At 70.3% G+C, this 22,527-nt stretch carries 15 protein-coding genes and 1 pseudogene; 10 read left to right on the top strand and 6 right to left on the bottom strand.

All coding sequences use genetic code 11. The features are described from left to right. Positions 1–97 precede the first annotated feature (97 nt). Entirely contained in the window at positions 98–3,748 is a 3,651-nt protein-coding gene (locus B5557_RS15740; protein ID WP_079659950.1) for a LamG-like jellyroll fold domain-containing protein, read from the bottom strand. A gap of 503 nt (positions 3,749–4,251) precedes the next feature. Here B5557_RS15740 and B5557_RS15735 point away from each other — a divergent pair. The 8 genes and pseudogenes from B5557_RS15735 to B5557_RS45135 all read left to right on the top strand — a co-directional run bounded on the left by B5557_RS15735 (position 4,252) and on the right by B5557_RS45135 (position 13,392). Beyond that, positions 4,252–5,268: a LacI family DNA-binding transcriptional regulator gene (locus B5557_RS15735; RefSeq protein ID WP_079659949.1), complete on the top strand. Its 1,017-nt coding sequence runs from the start codon at positions 4,252–4,254 to the stop codon at positions 5,266–5,268. A 196-nt stretch (positions 5,269–5,464) separates the two neighbouring features. After that, positions 5,465–6,712, top strand: coding sequence for a sugar ABC transporter substrate-binding protein (locus B5557_RS15730; RefSeq protein ID WP_079659948.1), 1,248 nt, complete (start codon positions 5,465–5,467; stop codon positions 6,710–6,712). Between the two features lie 21 nt (positions 6,713–6,733). After that, entirely contained in the window at positions 6,734–7,717 is a 984-nt protein-coding gene (locus B5557_RS15725) for a carbohydrate ABC transporter permease (protein ID WP_079659946.1), read from the top strand. Further along, positions 7,714–8,538, top strand: coding sequence for a carbohydrate ABC transporter permease (locus tag B5557_RS15720; protein WP_079659945.1), 825 nt, complete (start codon positions 7,714–7,716; stop codon positions 8,536–8,538). The genes B5557_RS15725 and B5557_RS15720 overlap by 4 nt, the downstream gene beginning before the upstream one ends. Before the next feature lie 82 nt (positions 8,539–8,620). After that, entirely contained in the window at positions 8,621–10,378 is a 1,758-nt protein-coding gene (locus B5557_RS15715) for an amylo-alpha-1,6-glucosidase (protein ID WP_079659944.1), read from the top strand. Next, positions 10,329–10,667 carry a hypothetical protein gene (locus B5557_RS15710; protein ID WP_079659943.1) on the top strand — a complete coding sequence of 113 codons (339 nt, stop codon included), beginning with the start codon at positions 10,329–10,331 and terminating at the stop codon, positions 10,665–10,667. The genes B5557_RS15715 and B5557_RS15710 overlap by 50 nt, the downstream gene beginning before the upstream one ends. A 351-nt stretch (positions 10,668–11,018) precedes the next feature. Next, positions 11,019–11,531: pseudogene (locus tag B5557_RS45140) on the top strand (lasso peptide biosynthesis B2 protein); the annotation flags it as partial. 82 nt (positions 11,532–11,613) lie between these two features. After that, the gene (locus tag B5557_RS45135; protein ID WP_079659942.1) at positions 11,614–13,392 is read left to right on the top strand and encodes an asparagine synthase-related protein; all 1,779 of its coding nucleotides are present in this window, start codon (positions 11,614–11,616) and stop codon (positions 13,390–13,392) included. Here the strand turns inward: B5557_RS45135 and B5557_RS15695 are convergent. Beyond that, positions 13,376–14,692 carry a hypothetical protein gene (locus B5557_RS15695; protein ID WP_173877689.1) on the bottom strand — a complete coding sequence of 439 codons (1,317 nt, stop codon included), beginning with the start codon at positions 14,690–14,692 and terminating at the stop codon, positions 13,376–13,378. The two genes, B5557_RS45135 and B5557_RS15695, sit on opposite strands and share 17 nt — an antisense overlap. Positions 14,693–14,937: 245 nt before the next feature. On the opposite strand from B5557_RS15695, the gene B5557_RS15690 reads away from it, so the two are divergent. Both B5557_RS15690 and B5557_RS15685 read left to right on the top strand, forming a co-directional pair. Continuing rightward, positions 14,938–16,155, top strand: coding sequence for an MFS transporter (locus B5557_RS15690; RefSeq protein WP_079659941.1), 1,218 nt, complete (start codon positions 14,938–14,940; stop codon positions 16,153–16,155). Between the two features lie 133 nt (positions 16,156–16,288). Further along, entirely contained in the window at positions 16,289–18,925 is a 2,637-nt protein-coding gene (locus tag B5557_RS15685; RefSeq protein ID WP_079659940.1) for a glycosyl hydrolase, read from the top strand. A gap of 46 nt (positions 18,926–18,971) precedes the next feature. On the opposite strand, the gene B5557_RS45130 is transcribed toward B5557_RS15685, so the two are convergent. The 4 genes from B5557_RS45130 to B5557_RS15665 form a co-directional block, all read right to left on the bottom strand. Further along, positions 18,972–19,544 (bottom strand): hypothetical protein, encoded by a 573-nt coding sequence (locus B5557_RS45130; protein ID WP_231976358.1) that lies wholly within the window; start codon positions 19,542–19,544, stop codon positions 18,972–18,974. A gap of 33 nt (positions 19,545–19,577) precedes the next feature. Further along, complete coding sequence (locus B5557_RS15675; RefSeq protein ID WP_079659939.1) at positions 19,578–20,147, bottom strand: TetR/AcrR family transcriptional regulator; 570 nt, start codon at positions 20,145–20,147, stop codon at positions 19,578–19,580. A gap of 98 nt (positions 20,148–20,245) precedes the next feature. Beyond that, complete coding sequence (locus tag B5557_RS15670) at positions 20,246–21,142, bottom strand: GHMP family kinase ATP-binding protein (protein WP_231976357.1); 897 nt, start codon at positions 21,140–21,142, stop codon at positions 20,246–20,248. 163 nt (positions 21,143–21,305) lie between these two features. After that, positions 21,306–22,481, bottom strand: coding sequence for a serpin family protein (locus B5557_RS15665; protein ID WP_231976356.1), 1,176 nt, complete (start codon positions 22,479–22,481; stop codon positions 21,306–21,308). Positions 22,482–22,527: the final 46 nt, after the last annotated feature.

Genomic DNA, 22,527 nt, shown 5'->3' with positions numbered 1-22,527 from the left:
GTGGCGGGGTGGGCGCGCTCCGGCGGGCGGCGGGTGGGAGGCGATGCCCCGCTACCCGGTCTTCGTACGCGTCACCTCGCCGCTGACGCCGCTCACCTCATCGCACCTCCTTCGCGTACGGGGCGACCGTGATCCGGTCGATCAGCGGGGCGTAGCGGGAGCGGAGCAGCACGCCGGGGAAGGTGTCCGAGGCGTAGCTGGTGCCGTCGAAGTTGGGCAGTTCCTCGGAGCGGAAGGTGAGCGTGTTCTGTCCGTTCTTGAGCTGGACCGGGACGGTCAGCTCCCAGAAGTCGTTCTGGTGGAAGGTGTGCGGGAAGGCGACCCGCTGCGTCGTGCCGCCGTTGACGGTGAGGTCGGCGTGGCGGGCGAGCGGGTCCGGGTTGTAGTGGGTGGCCGGGGACTGTTCGGGGTTGGAGTAGCGGATGCGCAGCGCGTACAGGCCCGTCTTGTCCGCGGTGACGGTGAACGTGGCCGTGTTGCCGTTGCCCGGGGCACCGCCGATGCCGGTGATCGCGGTGCCGTCCGTGGCCAGGGAGAGCGGGCTGAGTGTGGCCGTGCCGGCGAGGGTGGCGTCCTGCGCCTCGTACGTCCGCGTCTTGAGGGTGCCCTCGGTCGGGGTGACCGTGAGGCGGTCGACGAGGGTGGTGCCTGAACCGCCGGTCACCGTCACCTTGTTGACGCCACCGGACAGGGAGACCGCGACGCTGTTCCCGCCCTTGTCCAGGCGCAGGACGCTCCGGCCGTTGACGGCGACGCGGGCGCCTGAGCCGCCGAGGGTGTCGATCTTGAGGGTGGCCTCACGGTCGGCGGCGGAGTAGACCCAGAAGGTCGCGGTCCCCTCCTTCGGGAGCCGGGCCGCGCCCGATCCCGTGGCCGCCCGCTTCGGCAGGTCGTAGACGGGCCGGGCGCTGCCGCCCAGCCAGGCGAGTTCGCCCTCGTACACCTGGGTGCTCGCCGATGCCTCGGGGAGGGACAGAGTGAGGCGGTCGACGATGGCGTCGCCCTTGGTGGCGCGCTTGCCGTCGAGGCTCTTCGCGGCGAGGGTCAGGGTGTGCTTGCCCTTGGTGAGCTGGACCTTGGAGTCGGTGTGGTCCCACACCACCCACTTGTAGCCGAGCGGCAGGTGCAGTTCCTGCTCGCTGTCCGCCTTGCCGTCCACGCGCAGGAAGACGTTGGTGGGGCCCTGTTCCTTGACCTGGTCGAAGGTGTTGAGGGAGTTGGCGAAGACGCTCAGGTCGTAGGTGCCGTCCTCGGGCACGTCCACGGTGAAGTCGAGGGTGACGTCCGAGCCGGTGCGCAGGCCGCCGACGTCGTAGCCGCCGGAGGTGTAGAACTTCGACACGTCGCGCGGTGAGCCCTCGGGGCCGTTCTTGGAGTAGCCGGAACCGGTGTGGGCGGCATCCTCCGCCTCGTACGAGCTCTGCCAGCGCACCGGCGAGGACTGCGTGGCCTTCGCGTTTCCGGCCGGGCTGAGGACGATCTCGTACGCCGAGGACTCCTTGAGTGTCGGCAGCGTGCCGTCGCCGAAGTCGACGGAGACCGTGCCGTCACCCGCGACCTTCAGGTTCCGCTCGGCCCGCAGTACCGGGCCGGGGGAATCGCCCACCTGCCCGGTCCACTCGATCTCCCGCACCCAGGCGTGCACGCTCGTTCCGAAGAGCTTCTTAGGAACGCCCGCGAAGGTGATGTGACCCTCGCCGGTGGAGCCGCCGAAGATCAGCCGGGCCTGCTTCTTCTTCTCGTCGAGGGTGGCGACGCCCTGCATGCGATAGTTCTGGCCGGGGAACGGCGGGTTCACCGTCACGGTGTGGCCGCTCATCGAGGCGTACGCGTTGAGCAGCCACCACTGGCCGTTGCCGCGGTTCGACTGCACAGCGGAGTCGGAGAGGTTGCCGTCGATGTTCCAGTACGCGATGTCGGCGTCCACCTTGGACTCCTCGATCGCGGAGACCCACTGGATCATCTGGCCGGGAACGGAGGTGTGGTAGTTGAAGGCGTACTCGTTGATGTTGATGGGGAGTTGGCTGCCCTCACGGTCGGTGCCCTTGAACAGCTCCTTCTCCCACGCCCGGTACTTGGCGACGCTCTCGCGCACGGCCTCCGGGTGGCTCAGCTCGTGCCAGGTGATGACGTCGGGGACGGTGCCGGCGGCCAGGGCGTGTGTGAGGAAGCCCTTCACCTGGTCGTAGAGGATGCTGGTGTTGGGGCCGGCGATGCGCGCGTCGGGCATCCTGCCCTTGATGAGCTTGTAGGCGCTGTCCCAGGCGGCGAAGTAGTCGTCGGGGTCGTCGAGCCAGCTGACCTTGTTGTAGCTCCACTGGCCGGTGCCGAACATGTTGCCCTCGGGCTCGTTGAACGGCACGAACACGATGTTGTCCTGGTACCGCTCCGGCAGGCGCAGCACCTGGTCGACCTGCCCCGCGATCTTCTCCTCGTACAGCTTGAGCTTCTCCGCGGGGGTGTTGCCCGGCCACTCGTACGGGAACCCGCGGTGGATGTCGGTCATGTAGATGTACACGTCACCGTCGGTGGAGTCGGCCAGCGGCTTCACCACCTCCAGTGCGTCGGCCCCCGGGTGCTGGGGGCCGTCCTGCGCCTTGGTGGAGACCGTGCGCAGGCCCATGCCCTCGATGAGGTTGTTGGTGGGGACGTCGGGTCCGTACACACCGTAGAGGGTGCCGGAGGCGCCGCCGTGGAAGGCGCCGGTGTCCGAGCCGAGGTCGACGGTGAGCTGACCTTCGCGGACCACGGTGACGGTCGCCTTCACCTCGCGCCCGGCCGCCGTGCCCGTCAGCGTGAACGTGCCGGGCCGGGCGTACTTCTCTGGCGGTACGGCGTCCCAGACGATCGGTGTGTCGCGGTCGTAGCCGTCGGAGTAGGAGGAGCGGACCGATGGGGGCAGGGACGGGGCCGTCCCGGTGGTGGTGCGGACCTCGAAGGACGTCTGCGACAGCGCCCGGAGCGTGGGGACGTCGCCGACCACACCCGCCACCTGCTCGGCGCTCAGTGCCGAGTGCCACACGGTGAAGTCGTCGATCGCGCCCTTGAGCAGCGGATCCGGGTAGAGGGACTTGCCGATGTAACCGGCGGACGTGGCCGAACCGTCCAGCAGCTCCTTGGCCTTGACGGTCGTCGCCGCGGAGGAGACCGCCACCCCGTCGAGGTAGGTGGTGACCTGTCCGGCGGCGGTGTCGAGGGTGACTGTGACCGTCCGCCAGGTGTCGGCGGGGAGCGCCGCGTACCCGGAGACCTGGGACTCCGCGCCTCCTCCGCCGGTGGTCACGGCGGTGCGCAGCACCCCGCCGTTGTTGGACGGGGTGGTGAAGAGGTACTTCGTGGTGCCGGCGCCAAGATCGAAGATCCGCTGCCAGGACGACGTGTCACTGCCCCACTTCACACGGGCGGACACCGTCAGGTCGGTGGCGTCGCCGACCACTTCGCGGGGCAGGCGGACGTACGCGCCGTCGGAGGTGGGCGCCCCGCCGGGCAGGGCGAGCGCCTTGCCGCCGCCCGTGCCCTCGACGGACTGCGCGGTGGAGCCGTTGACCAGGCTCGCCGTCAGGCCGTTGCCGGAACTGTCGGTGATCTTCCCGGACGCGAGGTCGTCGTCGAAGGTGTAGCGGGCCGTGGGCCGGGGTGTGTCGGCCGCCTGCGCGGGGGAGGTCGGCGCGACCAGCACGCCCGCGCCGAGGGCCAGGGCCACGGCGGCCGGGGCCCGGCGCCGGGCTGATCTGTCAGCGGATGACATGGAGTGCGTCCTCAATCCTTTGAGTAACGGGTCCCGGTCGGACCGCCTCGGCCCCCGGCTGCTCGTCCGCATGCCGTTGCCGGAGAAGAGGGGTCGAGATGACACGTTGTCGAATCGGTGCGATCACATGCGCCCCGGAACCGAGTCGGCTGACCCGGGTGGCAGTGGTGGCGCCCCGCGCACCACGGGCGGTGCGGAACGAGCCTCGGTCGCCGGAAGGATCACTTCATCGAACCGGTTCGCAGGAAGTTAGCACCGGGGAAATCTCGCAGCAATACCTCTGACTCAAGCGAAGTCGGCGAAGTCCATGAATCGTCCAGATTGCCGTTGTGTGACGAGAAGTATTGATTCAGGTGTTGACAGCCGCCCGCCTTGTTCCTACCTTCACTTCACGCGAACCGGTTCGACGATCCGGGGGTTCGTACTCTCCTCACCCGCTACCCACACGAGTCGGACGCTCTGTCCCTTCGGAGTGTCGAACCGGTTCGAGCAAGGAGTTCTCCGTGAACATCGGTGAGATCGCCCGCAGGGCCGGTGTCTCGCGGAGCACCGTGTCCTACGCGCTGAGCGGCAAGCGCCCGGTCTCGGACGACACCCGCCGGAAGATCCAGGAGGTTATCGACCAGTTGGGCTACCGCCCGAACGCCAGTGCCCGGGCCCTGGCCAACGGCCGGACCAGCACGATCGGCCTGGTGTTTCCGCCGGCCGGCAGCCACTACACGGGGATGCAGCTGGATTTCATCGGCAGTGTGGTGGAGGCCGCGGCGGCCCACGACTACGACGTTCTGCTGTCTCCCAGCGGTGTGGACAGCGACCGTTCGTTCCAGCGTCTGCTCGGGGAACGGCGCGTCGACGGAGCGATCCTGATGGAGATCAGGCTCCAGGACGACCGGGTCGATCACCTGGCCGAGCTGGACTTCCCCTCCGTCGCCATCGGCCGCACCTCCCATCCGGAGCGCGGCTGGTGGGTGGGCCTGGACCACACCGCGCTCGTGAAGGCGTGCGTCCACCACCTGGCGGACCTCGGCCACCGCAGGGTCGCCTTCGTCAACCGTCCCGAACAGCTGCTGCGGGCCGGATACGAGTCGGCGCACCGCGGCCTGGACGGGTTCGCCAAGGCGGCGGCCGAGCGTGGGCTGACGGTGCGGACGTACACCTGCGGGGACGACGCGGCCTCGGGACAAGCGTGCCTGGAGCGGATCCTGCGGGACGACCCGGCCACCACGGGCCTGGTCACGCTGAACGAGGCCGCGCTCGGCGGTCTCTACCGGGGGCTCGCCCAGGCGGGCCGCCATGTGCCGCGCGACTTCTCCGTCACCGGAGTCGTGGCCGGCCGGTGGGCGGAGACGGTGACCCCGCAGCTCACCGCCGCCGACGTACCGGCGGAGGAGATGGGCCGTCTCGCCGTCGACCTCCTCGTCGAGCGGCTCGACAACCCCGAAGCGTCGGCCCGCAACCACCTGCTCGCGCCGCCGATCTCCTTGCGTGCCAGCACCGGGCCTGTCTCCGGCACCTCCTGAGTCCGAAGGCCCCGGCCTTCTGACTCCGCAGCACTCCCGACCACGACCCACGGGCGCGCCGCCCACCACGACCCACGGGCCTCTCCGCACCAGCGCACCGAGCACCGAATCCCTCACCGACGCCGTTCAGCGTGCGCGGCTCCCCCCCCGTCACCCCTCTCACGGCACACCCATGCCAAGAAGCGAAGGACCTGCCATGCACAGCACCTTCAGACAACGCCGTCTGACCGCCGCGGCCCTGACCGCCCTGGCCGTGGCCGTCAGCGCCACCGCCTGCTCCTCCGGCTCGGACAGCGCCGGATCGCAGGACGCCGGCGGCGGCACGTACACCGTCTGGGACCCCTACCCTCAGTTCGCCAAGGGGTCGGACTGGGCGAAGCTGCTGGACCAGTGCGGCACCAAGTCGGGCGTGAAGATCAAGCGGACCGCCTTCGACACCAGTGACCTGACCAACAAGACGCTGCTGGCGGCCCAGCAGGGCAACTCCCCGGACGTCCTCATCGTCGACAACCCGGTCGTGTCGACCCTCGCCGAGGCGGGCGTGCTCACCACGACCGACGACAACAAGCTGGACACGTCGAAGGCCGACGCCAACCTGCTCGCGGCAGGCCAGTCCGGTGGCAAGACCTACGGCACACCGATCGGCGCCAACACCCTGGCCCTCTACTACAACAAGGATGTGCTCAAGAAGGCCGGCGTGGACATCGCCTCGGTCAAGGACTGGCCGTCGCTGACGGCGGCGCTGGAGAAGGTCAAGAAGGCCGGCAAGAAGGGCATCACCTTCTCGGCGATCGGCACGGAGGAGGGCAGCTTCCAGTTCCTGCCGTGGTTCTGGGGCTCGGGCGCGCAGCTCACCGCACTCGACTCCGCGCAGGGCGCCTCCGCGTTGTCCCTGTGGAAGGACTGGCTGAAGCAGGGCTACGCACCCAACTCGGTGATCAACAACACCCAGACCACCAGCTGGCAGGAGTTCGCCAGCGGCGACTACGCCTTCGCCGAGAACGGCACCTGGCAGCTCGCGAACGCCAAGAAGGCCGGCTTCGACTACGGGGTGGCTCCCGTCCCGGCTGCCACGGGCGGCAACGCGGCGGCCCCGACCGGTGGTGAGTTCGTGACGATCCCAGTCCAGAAGGACGCAGGCCGCTACGCCACCTCGCAGAAGCTGGTCACCTGCCTGACCAGCGGCGACAACCTCTACAACACCGACACCACGCTGTCCTACGTCGCTCCCACCAGCGAAATCCAGGACAAGCAGGTGGCCGCGAACGCCGAGCTGAAGCCGTGGGTCGTTGCGGTCAAGGCGGCCAAGGGCCGTACCAGCGACGACCTGGGCACCAAGTACCCGAAGATCTCCGAGCAGCTGTGGAAGGCCGTCCAGTCCGCGCTCAGTGGCGCCGAGTCACCGAAGGACGCGCTGACCAAGGCCCAGTCGGCCGTCAAGTAACCAGGGAATCGCGGTCCGCAGATGAACGACACGAAACAGTTCTCGGACCGCCGGTCCGCGCACGACCGGGTCGGGGCGGCCAGCGCCGCCCCGACCCGGGCCCCCGTGCGAGAACGGCGCCGTCCGACCTCCCCGCAGTGGGCCGCCTGGGCCTTCCTCACCCCGGTCACCCTCTACCTCGCCCTCTTCTACGCCTACCCGCTCTACCGCAACCTCGACCTGAGCCTGCGCGACTACACGGTCCGCTCCTTCGTTCAGGGCGACGCGCCGTTCACGGGCCTGGCGAACTACCGCAAGGTCCTCGACGACCCGACCTTCGCGCCGGCCCTGCTGCACACCGCGGTCTTCACCGCCGTGTGCCTGGTCTTCCAGTACGCCATCGGGCTCGCCCTCGCGGTCTTCTTCAACCAGAACTTCCGGCTCTCGGCCACGCTCCGTGCCCTGTTCCTGGTCCCGTGGCTGCTGCCGCTGATCGTGTCGGCGTCCACCTGGTCGTGGATGCTCAACAGCGACTCGGGCATCGTCAACGCCGTCCTGCACGCCGTCGGCATCGGGCCGGTGAACTGGCTGACCTCGCCGTCCTGGTCGTTGACCTCGGTGATCATCGCGAACATCTGGATCGGCGTGCCCTTCAACCTGGTCGTGCTCTACAGCGGTCTGCAGTCCATCCCCGGGTCGCTGTACGAGGCCGCGGCTCTCGACGGCGCGAACGCCTGGCAGCGCTTCTGGCGCATCACTTTCCCCCTGCTGCGCCCGGTCTCCGCCATCACACTGCTGCTGGGCCTCGTCTACACCCTCAAGGTCTTCGACATCATCTGGATCATGACCAAGGGCGGCCCGGCGGACTCCTCCACCACCTTCGCCACCTGGTCCTACCAGCTCGGTTTCGGCAACCTCCTGCCCGCCTTCGGCCCGGGCGCCGCCGTCGGCAACCTGCTCGTGGTCGCCGCCCTGGTGTTCGGCCTGATCTACGTCCGAGTCCAGCGAAAGCAGGCGCTGTCATGAGCCGAAGCACCAGCCGTACGTGGTGGAAGACGGCCGTCGGCGTGCTGCTGACCGCTGTGATGCTCTTCCCGGTCTACTGGATGGTCAACGTCTCCTTGACCCGCGACCAGGACATGCGCAAGAGCCCACCGGACCTGTTCCCGACCCACGGCACCCTGGCCGGCTACCGCACCGTCCTCGACGAACAACTGCCCTACCTCGGCACCAGCCTCGTGGTCGCCCTCGGTACCGTCGTGCTGACCGTGGCCCTGGCCGCGCCCGCCGGCTACGCCCTGGCCAAGCTGCGCCCTCGTGGCGGCGGCCTGCTGAGCTTCGTCCTGCTGGCCGCCCAGATGATCCCCGGGATCATCATGGCAATGGGCTTCTACGCCATCTACCTCCAGCTGGGCCTGCTCCAGTCCGTCCCCGGCCTGATCGTCGCGGACTCCACGCTGGCCGTGCCCTTCGCGGTGCTGATCTTCACCGCGTTCATGTCCGGCATCCCCGGCGAACTGCTCCAGGCCGCGCAGATGGACGGAGCGAGGGCCCTGCGGACCTTCTGGTCGATCGTCCTGCCGATGAGCCGCAACGCCGTCGTCACGGTCTCGTTGTTCGCCTTCCTGTGGTCCTGGTCCGACTTCGTCTTCGCCAACACCCTGGTCAACGGCGGCACCCACGAGCCGATCACTCTCGGCATCTATCACTACATCGGCAACAACAACCAGGAGTGGAACGCCATCATGGCCACCGCCGTCGTGGCGTCACTGCCCGCCGCGGTCATCCTCGTCCTCGCCCAGCGCTATGTGGCGGCCGGTGTCACCACCGGCGCCGTCAAGGACTGAGCCCCCGACCGCCACGACGACCGGCACTCTCCCGTGCCGGCCGGCCAGCCCAACCCCCTGCTCCAGAAACGAGTCACGCCACATGACCGCCGCCCGATCCGGCCCGGCCTTCTCCGTCCACGACATCCCGTTCAGCACGTACGGATCCTGGTTCGACATCTCACCCGTGGTGGCGGAGAACACGTACGCCGAGGACCTCCACCTCGTCTCGCACCAGAACGGCATGCACGGTGTCCTGCGCCTGGCCCCCCTGGACCCGGCGACGGGCGAGTGGGCCGGAACCCGCGTCGAGGCGACCCCGGGCCTGCTCGGCTGGATCGGCGAGGGCGGGCGCGTCGAGCTCGCCTACGCGTCGCCGGACACCGTACGCCTGCGGGGCAGCGGCCTGGACTTCGGCGTCTTCGCCGCCGCGCAGACCCTGACCCCGTTCAGCGGCACGTACTTCTTCCACGACCCGGCTGCCGACGGGTACGTGTTCACGTCGTACGAGACCGGACGCCGTTACCGCGTGACCGTGCTCTCCGGCACGGTCGCCGAGGTGGCCGGAGCCCAGGCCCTGGGCCGCAGCGACCGTGGTGTTGTCATCACCGCGCAGGCGGACGGCAGCTGGGAGATCGCGATCGAGGAACTCGACACCGCCCGCCCGCCGTACGCGTCCCCGGTGGCCTTCGACGACGTCGTGACGGCCGCACAGGGTGCCTTCGCGGATTTCGTGGACGCCGTGGCGCCCTGGCGTTCCGCAGCCACCCCCGCCGCCGAACTCGCCGCCTATGTGGTCTGGTCGGCGACCGTGGCGGCGAAGGGGCTGGTCACGCGGCCCGGCGTGCTGATGTCCAAGCACTGGATGGACAAGGTCTGGAGCTGGGACCACTGCTTCAACGCTCTCGCCCTGGCACCCGGCGCTCCCGAACTGGCCTGGGACCAGTACCAGCTGCCGTTCGACCACCAGGACGACAGCGGCGCCCTGCCCGACTCGGTCACCCACTCCGAGGTCCTCTACAACTTCGTCAAGCCGCCCATCCACGGCTGGGCCTTCGGGCACCTGCGGCGCAGACTGCCGACACCTCCCCCTCGGGCCGAACTGGCTGAGGTGTACGAGCGGCTGGAACGCTGGACGAACTTCTGGCTCACCGCCAGACGGGCTCCCGACGCCGACCTCGCCCACTACCAGCACGGCAACGACAGCGGCTGGGACAACGCCACCACCTTCGACCCCGAGCGGGTGGTCGTCACCGCCGACCTCGCCGCCTTCCTCGTCCTCCAGCTCCACCAACTCGCCGAGCTGGCAGAGGAGCTGGGAAAGCCCGACGAGGCCACCCGGTGGACACGGACGGCCGAGGAGATCCAGGCGGCGCTGCTCGACCAGCTCTGGACCGGAGACAGGTTCGTAGCCCGCTCGGCCGGCACCGGGGAGACCTGGAGCAGCGCCAGCCTCCTCGACCTGATGCCCATCGCGCTGGGCGAGCACCTGCCCGCCGAGGTCGGCAGCGCGCTCGCCGACCACATCAAGGCCCACCTGACACCGCACGGCCTCGCCACCGAACTGCCCACCTCCCCGCACTACCTGGCCGACGGCTACTGGCGCGGCCCCATCTGGGCCCCCGCCACCGTCCTCGTCGAGGACGGCCTGCGCCGCGCCGGCCACCAGCGGCTCGCGGACGACATCAGCGCCCGCTTCCGAGCCCTGTGCGAGACCCACGGGTTCGCCGAGAACTTCGACGCCCTCACCGGCACCGGCCTGCGCGACCGCGCCTACACGTGGACCGCGAGCAGCTACCTCCTCCTCGCCCGTGACCACCACCTGCGCGTGGACGCCGGGACCGACGACCTCGTCGGCTGACCCGCGAGCGAGACCCCCTCCCACACGTCCGGCACGGGGGCCGGCGCAGCACCGACAAGCCCTGTCCCTGAAGGAACGTGAGCACCTGCGAAGACTCGGGCAACGGCGCTCGACCCCAAGGCGTCTTCTGAACGGCATCACCAGAACGCTGCTGCCGCTGACCGTCGTCGTCGGCGTCAGCACCATCTCGACCGCGCCCGGCGCGCTCGTCCACCAGTGGACCTGCGACGCGGCGAGCGCCCTGACCACCAAGAAGAACCAGATCTGGAGGCTCGCCGGCAAGGACTGAGCTGACGGCGACTCCGGAGGAGGGCGCGGACCCGCAACCCGTACCGCAGCTCAGGAGAGTCAGCAAACGGCCTGACCTGCGAGAACGCAGGTCAGGCCAGCCCGGTTGCAGGCCATTCGTGGCGGCGTAAAGTGGTTGTTGATCGTCCTTGCCTGATCTGGAGGTGGGCGATGGTTCTCCGATTTCTGCGGCGTCGTAAGCCGCATCGGCTGGTCCTTCTCGGCGACGGCCGTCTGATCCGGGGCTACAGCGGCGGAATGCAGGACGGTCACGGTTACCTGTCCTGACGCCGGTCCACAGTGAATTCCTGGAGGAAGTGCGGTGACAGAGGACGCTGATGCCCTGGCAGCCATGGCAAAGATCCTGTCACCGTACTGCCGTGTCACCCAGATGTCCGACGGAGCGCTGATCGCGGACTGGAAGAGGACGCGCTTTTTCGGGATGACGGCGGCGGACGTCCGCAAGTTCGACGAGGGAACCCCTGAGGAACGCGCGGAGCTCACCACCGTTCTCCTGCGGGCCGGGTGCGCCCCAGGCCGCCGGAAGCGGCACGCGGACGCCGGCGTCGGGCCCTGGCTGCGCGGAGTGCACCTGCTGATCCGGACCGTGGGATTCGGGCGCGTCCTGCGGCTGCTGTTCTTGGCGGCCCCGGAATACGCGCGAGCGGACGTCCCACCTGTGGACGAGATCCGACGGCTGAAACGAGCAGTACAGACACGCAGCCGCGGCAGCTGGCTGGTCGACGGCGACTGCAAGTCCGAGGCGGTGACGGCCTTCGTCCTGCTGCGGCGATCCGGCCTGCACGCCGTCCTCCACGTCGGTGTGCGCGAGCACCCCTTCGCCCTGCACGCCTGGACGGTGTCGGCCGGTCTGTGCATACCGGACGCCGATCCGCGAGGGCACGCCTTCGACCTGGTGCTCACGATCGACGGCGGGGCACGATTACATGGACGCCCTCCTCCTCGAGTGGGTGGACGGCGTCCCAAGGCTGCGGACCGCCGACGCCATGGCACGTCAGGGACTCGTGACGACGGTCTCCTCACCGGCCGGCACCGCGACCGTCGTCGGCTGGGTCGGCTCGGCCCGCGACCGGGCGACGGGCGCACGCGGCCTCCTCGACCTCTACGACCGGCAGGGAGCGGCACCGCCCATACCGGCCGGCGACTACGCGGCCGTGGTGGTGTGCCGCGACCGCATCTTCCTGACACGTGACGAGCAGGCACGCATCCCCCTGTTCTTCAGGGAGTCAGCGGGCCGCGTGAACGCCCTGAGCACCTCCGCCCGCGGCCTGGGCCGCGCCGGCGAGCTGGAACCCCGCTACTTCTGCCGGTACCTCACCGGGAACATGGCGCAGCCGCACACGGACCTCACCCCGTTCACCGGCGTCCACCGCGTCCTCGGCGGCGAGGTGGTGGAGCTCTCGCTCACCGGGCAGCTGCGCGGTCGTACGCCGCGCCGTGCCCGTCCCGCCACCGACGCGCTCGCGTCGACCGCCGACGAAGCCCGCCTCGACGCGGCCGCGCGGGAGCTGCGCCTGGCGCTGGAGAGCGCCGTGGAACGCCGTATGGGCACGACGACGGCATGCCATGTCTCGGGCGGCACCGACTCCACCGGTGTCGCGCTGCTCGCCGCCCGCCTGCTCGCCGCGGACCCCGACGGCCACCGGGAGCTCGTCCTGCTCGCCGGGCGTTTCTCCCACGGAGAGCTGGCCGCGGAGCGGCCGTACCTCGACCTCGCGCTGGAGGAGATCCGTCGGCACGCCCCCGCGGCCCGACCCGTCATCGTCGACGCCGACGACGTGGCCGACTTCGACGACTTCCTGCACCACGCGGGAGACACGGACGAGCCTCAGGCGCACGCGTTCCGCGCCCCGTTCTGGAGCAGACTCCACGGCGAGGCCGCGCAACTGGGCTGCGACACCCTCCTGACGGGCTGCGGGGCCGACCCGGTCGTCGACGCCAACCCGTTCCATCTGCACCGGCTCGCCCGCACGGGCCGGATCCGTCAGATGGCCCGGCAGGCACGCGCCTTCGCCGAGGGGAGCGAACGGGGCCTGCGGGACGTCGTCCACGCCTATGTCGTCCAGCCGACCATCCCGCTCACGGCCGAACGGATCACCGCGCTGTCACGTGGCGGAACGGTGCTGGGCGGACTCGGCACCTTCGCCCGCCCCCGCTGGCTGCGGCCCGGATTCGCGCGGGCCTACGGGTTCCGGGAGGCCCGCATCGCGGAGAGCCGCTTCGTGTTCGGGCGCAGACCGGAGCAATCGCTGTACGACGCCGCCAACTACGTCGCCGCTCCCGATCCGCTGTCCTGGCACCGCGCGGAACAGGACGGGTTCTTCATGTCCCATCCGTTCCTCGACCCCGAGGTCGTCGCCACGATGAGCCGCCTCCCCTCCGCGGCAACGTGGCGGCCGGGCCGCCCGAAGGCCGTTCTCCGCGAGGCCCTGGCAGACCTTCTCCCGGCCGCGATCCACGGCAGGGTGGTCAAGGTTCCCTTCGACGACCTCTACGCCCGCGGCCTGCGCAGACACGGTGACGAACTCATCGCCCTGTGCCGCTCCGCCCGGCATCCGCTGGTCACGGAGATGTTCGACGTCGAGACGCTGTGCCGGGCCGTGCGGGAGGCACAGTTGGGCATGGGAGACGCGCACTCCTGGGACCGGTTGAACAGTTCGCTCGCGCTGGTGGCCTGGCTGGAGCGGCTCAGTGCTGTGTCTTGATGTCCCACAGGTTCCGCACGTAGGGGCCCGTCATCAGGTCCACGAGGCCATACCGGCTCGTCGTCTCGCGGTCTTCCGTCTGACTGGGGACGCGGCCCTCCTCGCCCAAGCGCGCAATGGACGCCGACACCGATGCACCGTGCGTGCCGAACCTCCAGTAGACAGTGACGTAACGCGCATCCCTCGTGTACTCGTCGATCGCGTCGTCCTCGCGCACCCTGGCACGGTAGACGAGGAAGTCGTCATCCTTATCCTTGGTCTGTCGGTTCTTCACCCATCCGGGGATCTTTTTCCCGCCCCAGGATTTCGTCAGGAATTTGAGCGGTGGCTCCAGCGCGAGCCGGTCCTTGCGCGCCAGGTTCGCGGTGGCATAGAACGTCACCTGGTCGTACGGCGTATTGAGGGGTAGCTGTACCACCACTCGCGTGGAGAGGGTGTCGCCCGAGTTAGTCCACGATCCGTATACCAGCCAAGGCTTCGCCACCACCAGTTCGCCGGGCTGGTGGATCTCCCTACGGGAGAGTGGGTTCACTTCCGACAGTTTGTTCCACTGGTCGGCATCGTCTCGCCACTTCTCGCGGAGCCGGTCCTTGGGGCTGAGCGTCACTTTTTGCGCCATCGCATGGAATTCGGAGCCGAGCACATAGAAACTCCTGTCCCCGCGGTTCGCAAGGGTGATGTCGACCGGTACGGCGAAGGCTTTGCGGTCGTTGCTGAGCACCGCTTTTCCCATGGCCAGGGTGATGACAGGGCTGGTTTCGCGCTCGTACGGCTGCCAGAGATTCTGGTAGCCGTAATTGGCGACTGCGATGACCGAGGGAATGATGACCGCAGCGGCCACCCGCTTGCGGGTGGGGACCATGACCGAGGTCCGCCAGACCATGTAAAGGGCCGCTGCGGAGCCCGCCGCGAGCCCGCCGAACACCACCTTGTAGAACGTTGAGTCGCCTTCCCTCCACATCGTGACCAGGAGCATGGCGTTGGCCAGCAGGGCCGTGAACGCGCCGACCAGCGCGACGAAGCCGGAGTAGGGGAAGCAGTACCGCACCCAGTGGTCCAGGACGGCGGCGGCGCCCACCAGCGTAGTGAGCGAGACCGCGAGAAGAATCGCGCCGGTCAACCGACCCGGGAAGTTCAGGGCATGCAAGAAGTCCGCGAGGCCGAACCGGCCCAGCACCACCGTCGTAAGGAGAAGGACCAGCTCGATCAGCACCAGGGCCACCCGCGACTGCCAGGTGTTCAGCGAGGGCCGCCGCGCTTTCGGGCGCAACCCGACCTGCGGCTTGGGGGGAGTTCGCACCCGATCATCTCCTGAGACCTCAGGTCGTGCCATCCGCTGTCGTGTAGGGGGTTCGAACATCATGGCCCGCGGTGATCCACCGAGTCGCCATTGACACGCGCTGACGGGCACCGCTGCGGTGTTGACAACTCGGCACGGCCGGTCTGGACGGTGGAATGCCCGTTGGTTGTACTCGTCCTCGGACGGGTGGAACACTTCGATGATGTGTGGACCATGCTCGGCCGTCTGTCGGAGAGGCTGCGTCCGTGACCGGCCCCGGCCCCGACCCCGGCCCCGGTACCGCACCGAGTCCGGCCGGCGGTCGCCCGGTGTGGCTGACGCGCAACGTCAAGGTGTTGTGCGGGGTGTCGTTCCTGCAGGACGCGGCCAGTGAACTGCTCTACCCGATCCTGCCGATCTTCCTGACGGTGGTGCTTGGCGCGCCGCCCGCCGTGGTCGGGGCCATCGAAGGGCTGGCCGAGGGCGCCGCGTCCGTGACCAAGATCGCGGCCGGGCGCCTGGCCGACCTCTTCGCCCGCCGCCCGCTCATCGGCGCGGGCTATGGCCTGGCCGCGCTGGGCAAGCTGCTCATCGCACTCGCCGCCGCCTGGCCCCTGGTGCTGGTCGCCCGGGTCGTCGACCGGTTGGGAAAGGGCCTGCGGGGCGCACCCCGCGATGCGCTCCTCGTGGAAGGTGTTCCGCCTGGGCAGCGTGGGAGGGCGTTCGGGCTGCACCGGGCCGCCGACACCGCGGGCGCCGTGGTCGGCCCGCTGGTGGGCCTCGCGCTCTACGAGGCGCTCGACCATCAGCTGCGCCCCCTGTTCTGGGTCGCCGTCCTTCCCGCCGTCGCGTCGGTCGCCCTGGTCGCCGCCGTCCGTGATCCCCGCTCCCTTCGCAGGGCCGGCGACGGGACACCGGCCGTGGACAACCGCACGCCGTGGCGGGCCCTGCCCCGCCGCTACTGGCGTGTGCTGACCGTGTTGCTCGTCTTCAACCTGGTCAACTTCCCCGATGCGTTGCTGCTGTTGCGCGCCCATGAGCTGGGCCTGTCCACGGCCGGGATGATGGGCGCCTACGCTCTCTACAACGTTGCCTACGCGGCCCTGTCCTACCCGGTGGGCGCCCTCTCGGACCGGCTGCCACGGTCCCTGATCTTCGCCGCGGGCCTGGTCTTCTTCGCGGTCGGCTACCTCGGACTCGGCCTCATCCACAGCCTGTGGGCGGTGTTCGTGGTGCTGACCCTGTACGGCGGTTTCAACGCCTGCACCGACGGGGTCGGCAAGGCCTGGATCTCCACCCTGGTTCCCGACCGTAGACAGGGCACCGCCCAGGGTCTCTACCAGGGCACCACCGGAGTCGCCGTCCTCCTCGCCGGCCTGTGGGCGGGGCTTGCCTGGGGCGCCGACGGCCGCCTGCCGCTGCTGGTTTCGGGCGGCGTCGCGCTCGCCCTCGCCGCGGTGCTTTCCCTGCGTACCTTCAGATGAGGCGCCTGCCTCGACGGTAGCGACAGGTTCTGGTCAAGGCCGGTCAAGCCTCGTCCAAATGCCGGACGTCTTCCGCCGCCGCTGATCGGGTTCTCCACAACGGCTGTATGACCACCCGTTTTCGGAGGATCTGGTGTCAGCACCATCCCGTAAGAGACGATGGCTCACGATCTGCGCCATCACCGCATCCGCCGCCCTCGTCGCGACCCCCGCAGGCGCCGCGTCCGGCAACAGCAAGAGTCCGTACGGAGCCCGGGCCCTCGCCCGGCTCGCCGCCGAACGCGAGCAGTCCGTGGGCGCCATGAGTCCCCGTCTGAAGGGGGAGGACGGGGACGACGGCAACGAGGCGGACGAGATAGCCGAGGGCGCCGACCAGTACGCCGAGGCCCGCACCTCGCCCGGCATCGTCGCCCCCGGCGCGTACGGCGCCGCCTGGACCGGCCTGACCAAGCTGCCGAGCACCGGCGGCAGTTGGCACAACGTCACCGACCTGCCCTACAACTCCGACGACTCCCGCTACCGGGACATCGACTCCAACTCCAGCGGCGGCTCGGGCAATGTGACCGGCCGGATGGCCGCCATCGCCGCCGACGACGACGGCTACGTCTACGCGGGCAGTGCCGGCGGCGGCGTATGGCGGTCCAGGAAGGGCGGCGGGAACTGGCAGCCCATCAGCGACGGGCTGCCCTCGCAGTCCACCGGCGCGCTCGCGCTCGACGGGTCGGGGCGGCTGTGGCTGGGCACCGGCGAGGCGACCACCAACGCGGACGCCTACCTCGGCAGCGGCGTCTACCTCCTGTCCGACCCGCACCACGGCACCTTCTCCGCCCGCAGCCGGGTCGGCGGCGACGAGCTGGAGTCCACCACCATCCACGAGCTGCGGTTCGGCGGCGGCAAGGTGTGGGCGGCGACCAGCGCGGGCGTGTGGAGCCACTCCACCAAGTCGCTGAAGGGCTCCTGGAAGCTGGAGTTCGCACCCAACCCCGACTATCTGCCCGGCGGTTCTCAGGCCGACGACCCCGACGCCGCGTACAAGAACATCGCCAACGACATCGCGATCGACCCGAAGAACCCCTCCAGGGTGATCCTCGCGGTCGGCTGGCGCAGCGGCGACGACTACAACGGCTTCTACACGAAGGTCGCCGGCGTCTGGACCCGCGTCACCAGCGGCTTCGGTGATCTGCCGACCGACGCAGACAACGTCGGCAACGTCACCTTCGCCCGCTCCGCCGACGGCTCCCGCTACTACGCCGTCGACCAGTCGCCGGAGCAGCTGAACACCAACCCGGACAGCGGCCTGGAGGGCATCTACAGTGCCGCCTCGCCGTTCGGGCCCTGGACGCGCATCGCCGACTACAAGGGCCTGGCCGCCGACGGCTCGGCGCTGACGTCGAGCGGCTACATGCCGGGCGTGCAGGCCTGGTACAACCAGTTCCTCACCGTGGACCCGAGCGACCCGAAGCATGTGTACGCGGGTCTGGAGGAGGTCTACGAGACCAAGGACGGCGGCTCCACCTGGTCGACCGTGGGCCCGTACTGGAACTTCACCTTCCCCTGCTGGTCCATCGACCCGGCCAAGCAGACCGGTGACTGCCACCAGACCACGCACTCCGACCAGCACGGGGTCGCGATCGGCCGCTACCACGGCAAGAGCTTCGTCTACGTCGGCAACGACGGCGGTGTCTACAAGCGTCCGGTCGACGGCTCCCAGGACGCCTCCGGTCACGCCACCGACTGGACTTCGCTGAACGACGGCACCATCGACACCCTGCAGTACTACTCGGTGGGCGTCGGCAAGGACCTCGACCACGGCGGCGTCTCGGTCACCGGCGGTCTGCAGGACAACGGCCAGTCGATCCTGCGGAGCAACGACAAGGTGATGGGTTCCAACTTCGGCGGTGACGGCGGCGACACGCTCACCGACCCGGCCAACGGCTGCGACATCGCCGAGGAATACGTCTACCTCGCCATCCAGGTCACCCAGAACTGTGCCGTGAACAACGGCAGTTGGGTCGACGACGCCACCAAGGCGACGTCGTACAACGTCGCCCCGGCCGACAACGCCACCAGCGAGGCCCGCTTCATCGCCCCCCTCGCGGCCGACCTGAAGAGCAGCTCGACGTGGATCGCGGGCGGCCGGCACATCTGGGTGCAGACCCACGGCTACGCCATCCGCAGCGGCGACGAGTGGAAGAGCGTGTACGACCTCGGCGCCGGGCGCACCGCGACCGCCGTCGCAGCCTCGGGCGGCAAGGTGTACGCGGCCTGGTGCGGGCCCTGCAACAACCAGGGCTTCGCCCGCGGCATCTCCGTCGGCAACGCGGACGGCACCGGCTGGCACGACATCACCCTGCCCGTGGACGGCGCCGTGCCCAACCGCTACCTCAGCGGGTTCGCCGTCGACCCGAAGAACGCCGACCACGTCTTCCTCGCCGTCAACGGCTTCTCCCGGCACTGGACCGAGGGCCCCGGCGCGGGCGTCGGCCACGTCTTCGAGTCCACCGACGGCGGCACCACCTGGAAGGACATCTCGGCGAACCTGCCCGACGTGCCGACCAACTCCGCGGTCGTCACCCTGAACGGCGGCCTCGCCGTCGCCACCGACCTGGGCGTCGTCTACCGCGCCCCGGGTCACACCAAGTGGCAGCGGGTCGGCTCCCTCCCGGCCGTCGCCGTGCTCCAGCTCAAGCTGAGCCCCGACGGAAAGACCCTGTACGCGGCCACCCACGGCCGCGGCATCTACACCGTCCAGGTGCGCGACTGCGGCTGACGCACACCGTGCCGTGAAGCGAGGGGTGACCCCGGGTTCTGCGAGGTCACCCCTCGCGCGTGTACGGGACCACGTTCACGTCCAGGGTGAAGGCGGCCTTCGCCGCACCCGCGATGTCCGGCGCCTTCGCCAGCGCGGTGATCCGGGCGCTGCCGCCCCGGGTGCCCGCGGCTCGCAGCGTGGCGTGGGCGGTGCCGTCCGCGTCCAGCCGCCATCCGGACACCAGGACGAACACCGGCGCGGAACTCCGCACGCCCGTCCACCGCCGGTCGTCCGACCGGGGCCGCAGGACCAGGGAGACCACCGTCGCGGGCCGGACGCACAGCGGCCGCTGGACCGGGTCGCCCGGGGCGACGGCGACCTCTGTCCGTCCCGATGCGCAGCCGGCGGCCGGGGGAGAGGGCGTGACGGACGGCGCGGACGGCGCGGACGGCGTCGGACTTGCGGGCGAAGCGGCGGGCGAAGGCGGCGCGGACGTGTGGGCCGGTGTACCGGACGGCGGCCCCGTCGGCGTACTCCCCGAGGAGCCGCCGGCCGCCGACCCGCCGCCGCCCGTCGTGCCGCACGCGGCGAGGACCGTCACCGCGGCGATCGCACAGCCTCCGGCCCACCAGCGCATTCCCGTGCCTCCCGGCCCGTTCTCGATGTCCTGTCAGCGCATGTCCGCCGCGTCGAGCAGGGTGGTCACCGTGGGCGCGACGAGCCCGGTCAGGTTGTCCGCTCCGATTCCCGCGCGGGCGCTGGCGCCGTCGAAGACCAGGCTGAGCTGCCGCGCCAGCAGGTCTGGATCGCTCGCCCCGCCCTGCTCGGCCTCGGAGCGGAAGAAGGCGGTCAGGTTCGCCTTGACCCGATGGGCGACCCGGCTCGCGGGGTGGTCCTGGTCCTTGAGCTCGATCTGGGCGGCCAGGTACGGGCAGCCGTGGAACTCGGGCGCACCCGCCTGCGACTCCACCTGCTCGAAGACGTGCATGATCCGCTCCCGGTGCGAACGGCCGTCGTCCGCCGCGGGCAGCAGCGCCGCCGCGTAGGCGGAGGTGATGTGCCTCAGGCTCGCCGCCAGTAGTTCGTCCTTGCTCTCGAACAGCTGGTACATGGAGCGCTTGGACACCCCCGCCGCCTTGCACAGCGCCTCGACGCCGATGCCGACACCGTCTCGGTACGTGAGCGTGGCCGCTGCCTCCAGCAGTCGCTCGCGGGAGCTGGGCTTCGCCTCGGTGGTCATGCTGCGAGGTTAACTCGATTCCAGCAGAATAAAAACGGATCGGTTTCCCTGGCGGGTCAGTGGGATGCCGGGCGTACTCCCGCGCGGCGGCTAGCGCATCACCGCGGGCCGGCGCCGATGACGAACTCCCAGGACTCCTCGACGCCCGCCCCGCGCAACAGCTCACGCGCGCGAGTGGTGCGGGGCGTCAGGACTGCCGCGGGTTCCGGGGCGAACAGGAAGGCCGCGATGTCGCCGCTGTGGGCGATCTGGAGGCCGAGAGCGCCGCAGGCGCGGCCCGCGGCGAGGAGGCGGTCGAGGCCCGGCACGGGGAGATGCCGCTGGTTGAGCAGCGCGCTCCGGGTCGCCACCGCGCCGAGCAGAGCCGCGTCCTGGGTGCGCAGGGAACGGCGGAGCAGGACGCGCAGCCGGTCGAAGCGGGCGATCTCCGCGCTGTCGTAGCGGGGCGCGGGGAGCGCGAGGGTGTCCACGCCGTGGCCGCCGGCGCGGGAGCCGAAGCCCAGGACGTGCAGCGGCGGCAGACGGTGGCCGAAGTCCTCGACCACCGTGCCCTCGCGCTGCGCGAACAGCACCGTGCTCTCCTCGAACATCAGCGCGTCGGAGGCCGTCTCCGCGCGGACCGCGAGCCGGGCCGCCTCCCGCGCCGTCAGGGGAGCGCCGCACGCGTCCCGCACGGCCCGGACCGCCGCCAGGACGTCGCTGGTGGAGGAGCCGAAACCACGGCCCAACGGCGCGTCCCCGACCAGGTCGAGATGACCGCCCGTCCGCAAGTGCCCTCCGTCCAGGGCAAGTTCGGCCGCTCGGCGCGCCTTCTCCTTCCACGGCGGAGAGACGGTGACCTCGCCGCCGGGGACCGGAGTGAAGGTCGCCCGCGTCGTATGGAGCGGGCAGGGCAGCGTGACCAGGGCGCGCACGGGAGCGCCCGACGGACCGGTGAACGCGCCCTGCAACAGCTCGCCGTGATGCACGGGGGCCGTGCCCGTGCCGGTGCCCATGTCTGTGTCTGTGTCTGCGGCCATGGTGATGGCCGTCCGCGTCGACGACACCGTCCGCCCTCCCGCCTCCCGCTCCCGCCGCCATCGTGCCAGTCGGGCCGATCCCGGCCCGTAGGGGAACAGCGCAGGCCGACCGGCGAACCTCAGGGCGCCGCGTGGTTCCCTAGGGGAACGGTTTCGGTTCGGTGACCCAGCCCGCCGCCAGCACCAGCCGGGTGTGGCGGTGCAGGGCGAGGAAGCCGAAGGGGCGGTCGAAGCGGGCCTTGAGCGTCGTGGTGATCCAGCGGAGCTGAGGCACCCCGCCCGCCGCCGCCATGGCGAACGCCGTCACCGCGGCCGCCCGGAAGCCCTCCGCGCCGAACTCCGCCGTCGCCGACTGCTGAGCCGACCCGACGGCCAGCGGAATCGCGCTGATGCCGGGGAAGTGGCCGTGGTCGGCGTCGCGGGCGGACGTGAGCCCGAACACCTCGTGGCGCGCCAGCAGATCGTGGTCGGCGGCGACACCGAACGCCGCCGTCGTGACGTGGAGCGTCGGCGGGTCGGGCGTCCTGGACCGCTCCTTCATGACGAGCAGGCCCGGCCCGGCCTCCCCGTAGGGGAGCCGGGGACCGGGGACGACCGGGTGCCGGCCGGCGAGGACGCCCACCCCCGCCCCCAGCACCTGCCCCGGCGTCATGTCCTCCTCGCCGAGCAGCAAATGGACGTCGATGCCGTCGGTGCCGAACACCTTCAGCTCGGTGACGTGCCCGTCGGGCGTGTCCGCGACGCCGATTCGGTCCAGCAGCAGGGTCGCGCGCGACAGACCGAGGAAGGTGCGGCTGTTCCAGTGGGCGCTGCGCAGGGGGACCTCGTCGAAGGGCCGCAGCCACCGGGTCCGCAGCGTCAGCGCGCTCGCCAGCACCATCTCGGTGTCGTCCCGCAGCACGACCGGCATCCGCTCCACCAGCCCGTCGGTCCGCTTCACCGCCCAGGCGTCCAGGGCTCCGGCGTCGGCCGCCAGGTCCCCGGTGAGCACCCCGTGCGCCCCCGTCGGCAACCCCGCCTCCCAGGCCTCCCGCAGCTCCAGGGTGCGTTTGGTCCACAGCCCCAGGGCCGTGTCGAGACCGCGCGTCGACTCCATCGCGGTGAGCAACTCGCGTCCGGCGGCGGCGGCTTCGCCGGCGGGCACACCGAGGGCCCCGGCCAGTTCCTCCCGCGCCGGGCCGGACGCCCCGTCCGCGAGGAAGGCGAGCAGCGGCCACACCCCCGCCGCCGAGAAGACGGAGCCGCGCCCGCCCCCGTCCACGGCCCGCGCCCACCGGGCGGTGAGCCCGTTCACCGCCCGGATCGTCGTGTTCACGACCGCGTCCCCCACTCTCGAATTGGCTCGTGCCGCGCTTACGATG

It is taken from the genome of Streptomyces sp. 3214.6, from assembly GCF_900129855.1.
In the GTDB taxonomy this organism is placed as follows: domain Bacteria; phylum Actinomycetota; class Actinomycetes; order Streptomycetales; family Streptomycetaceae; genus Streptomyces; species Streptomyces soliscabiei.
This window is presented reverse-complemented; position numbering and strand designations above follow the sequence as displayed.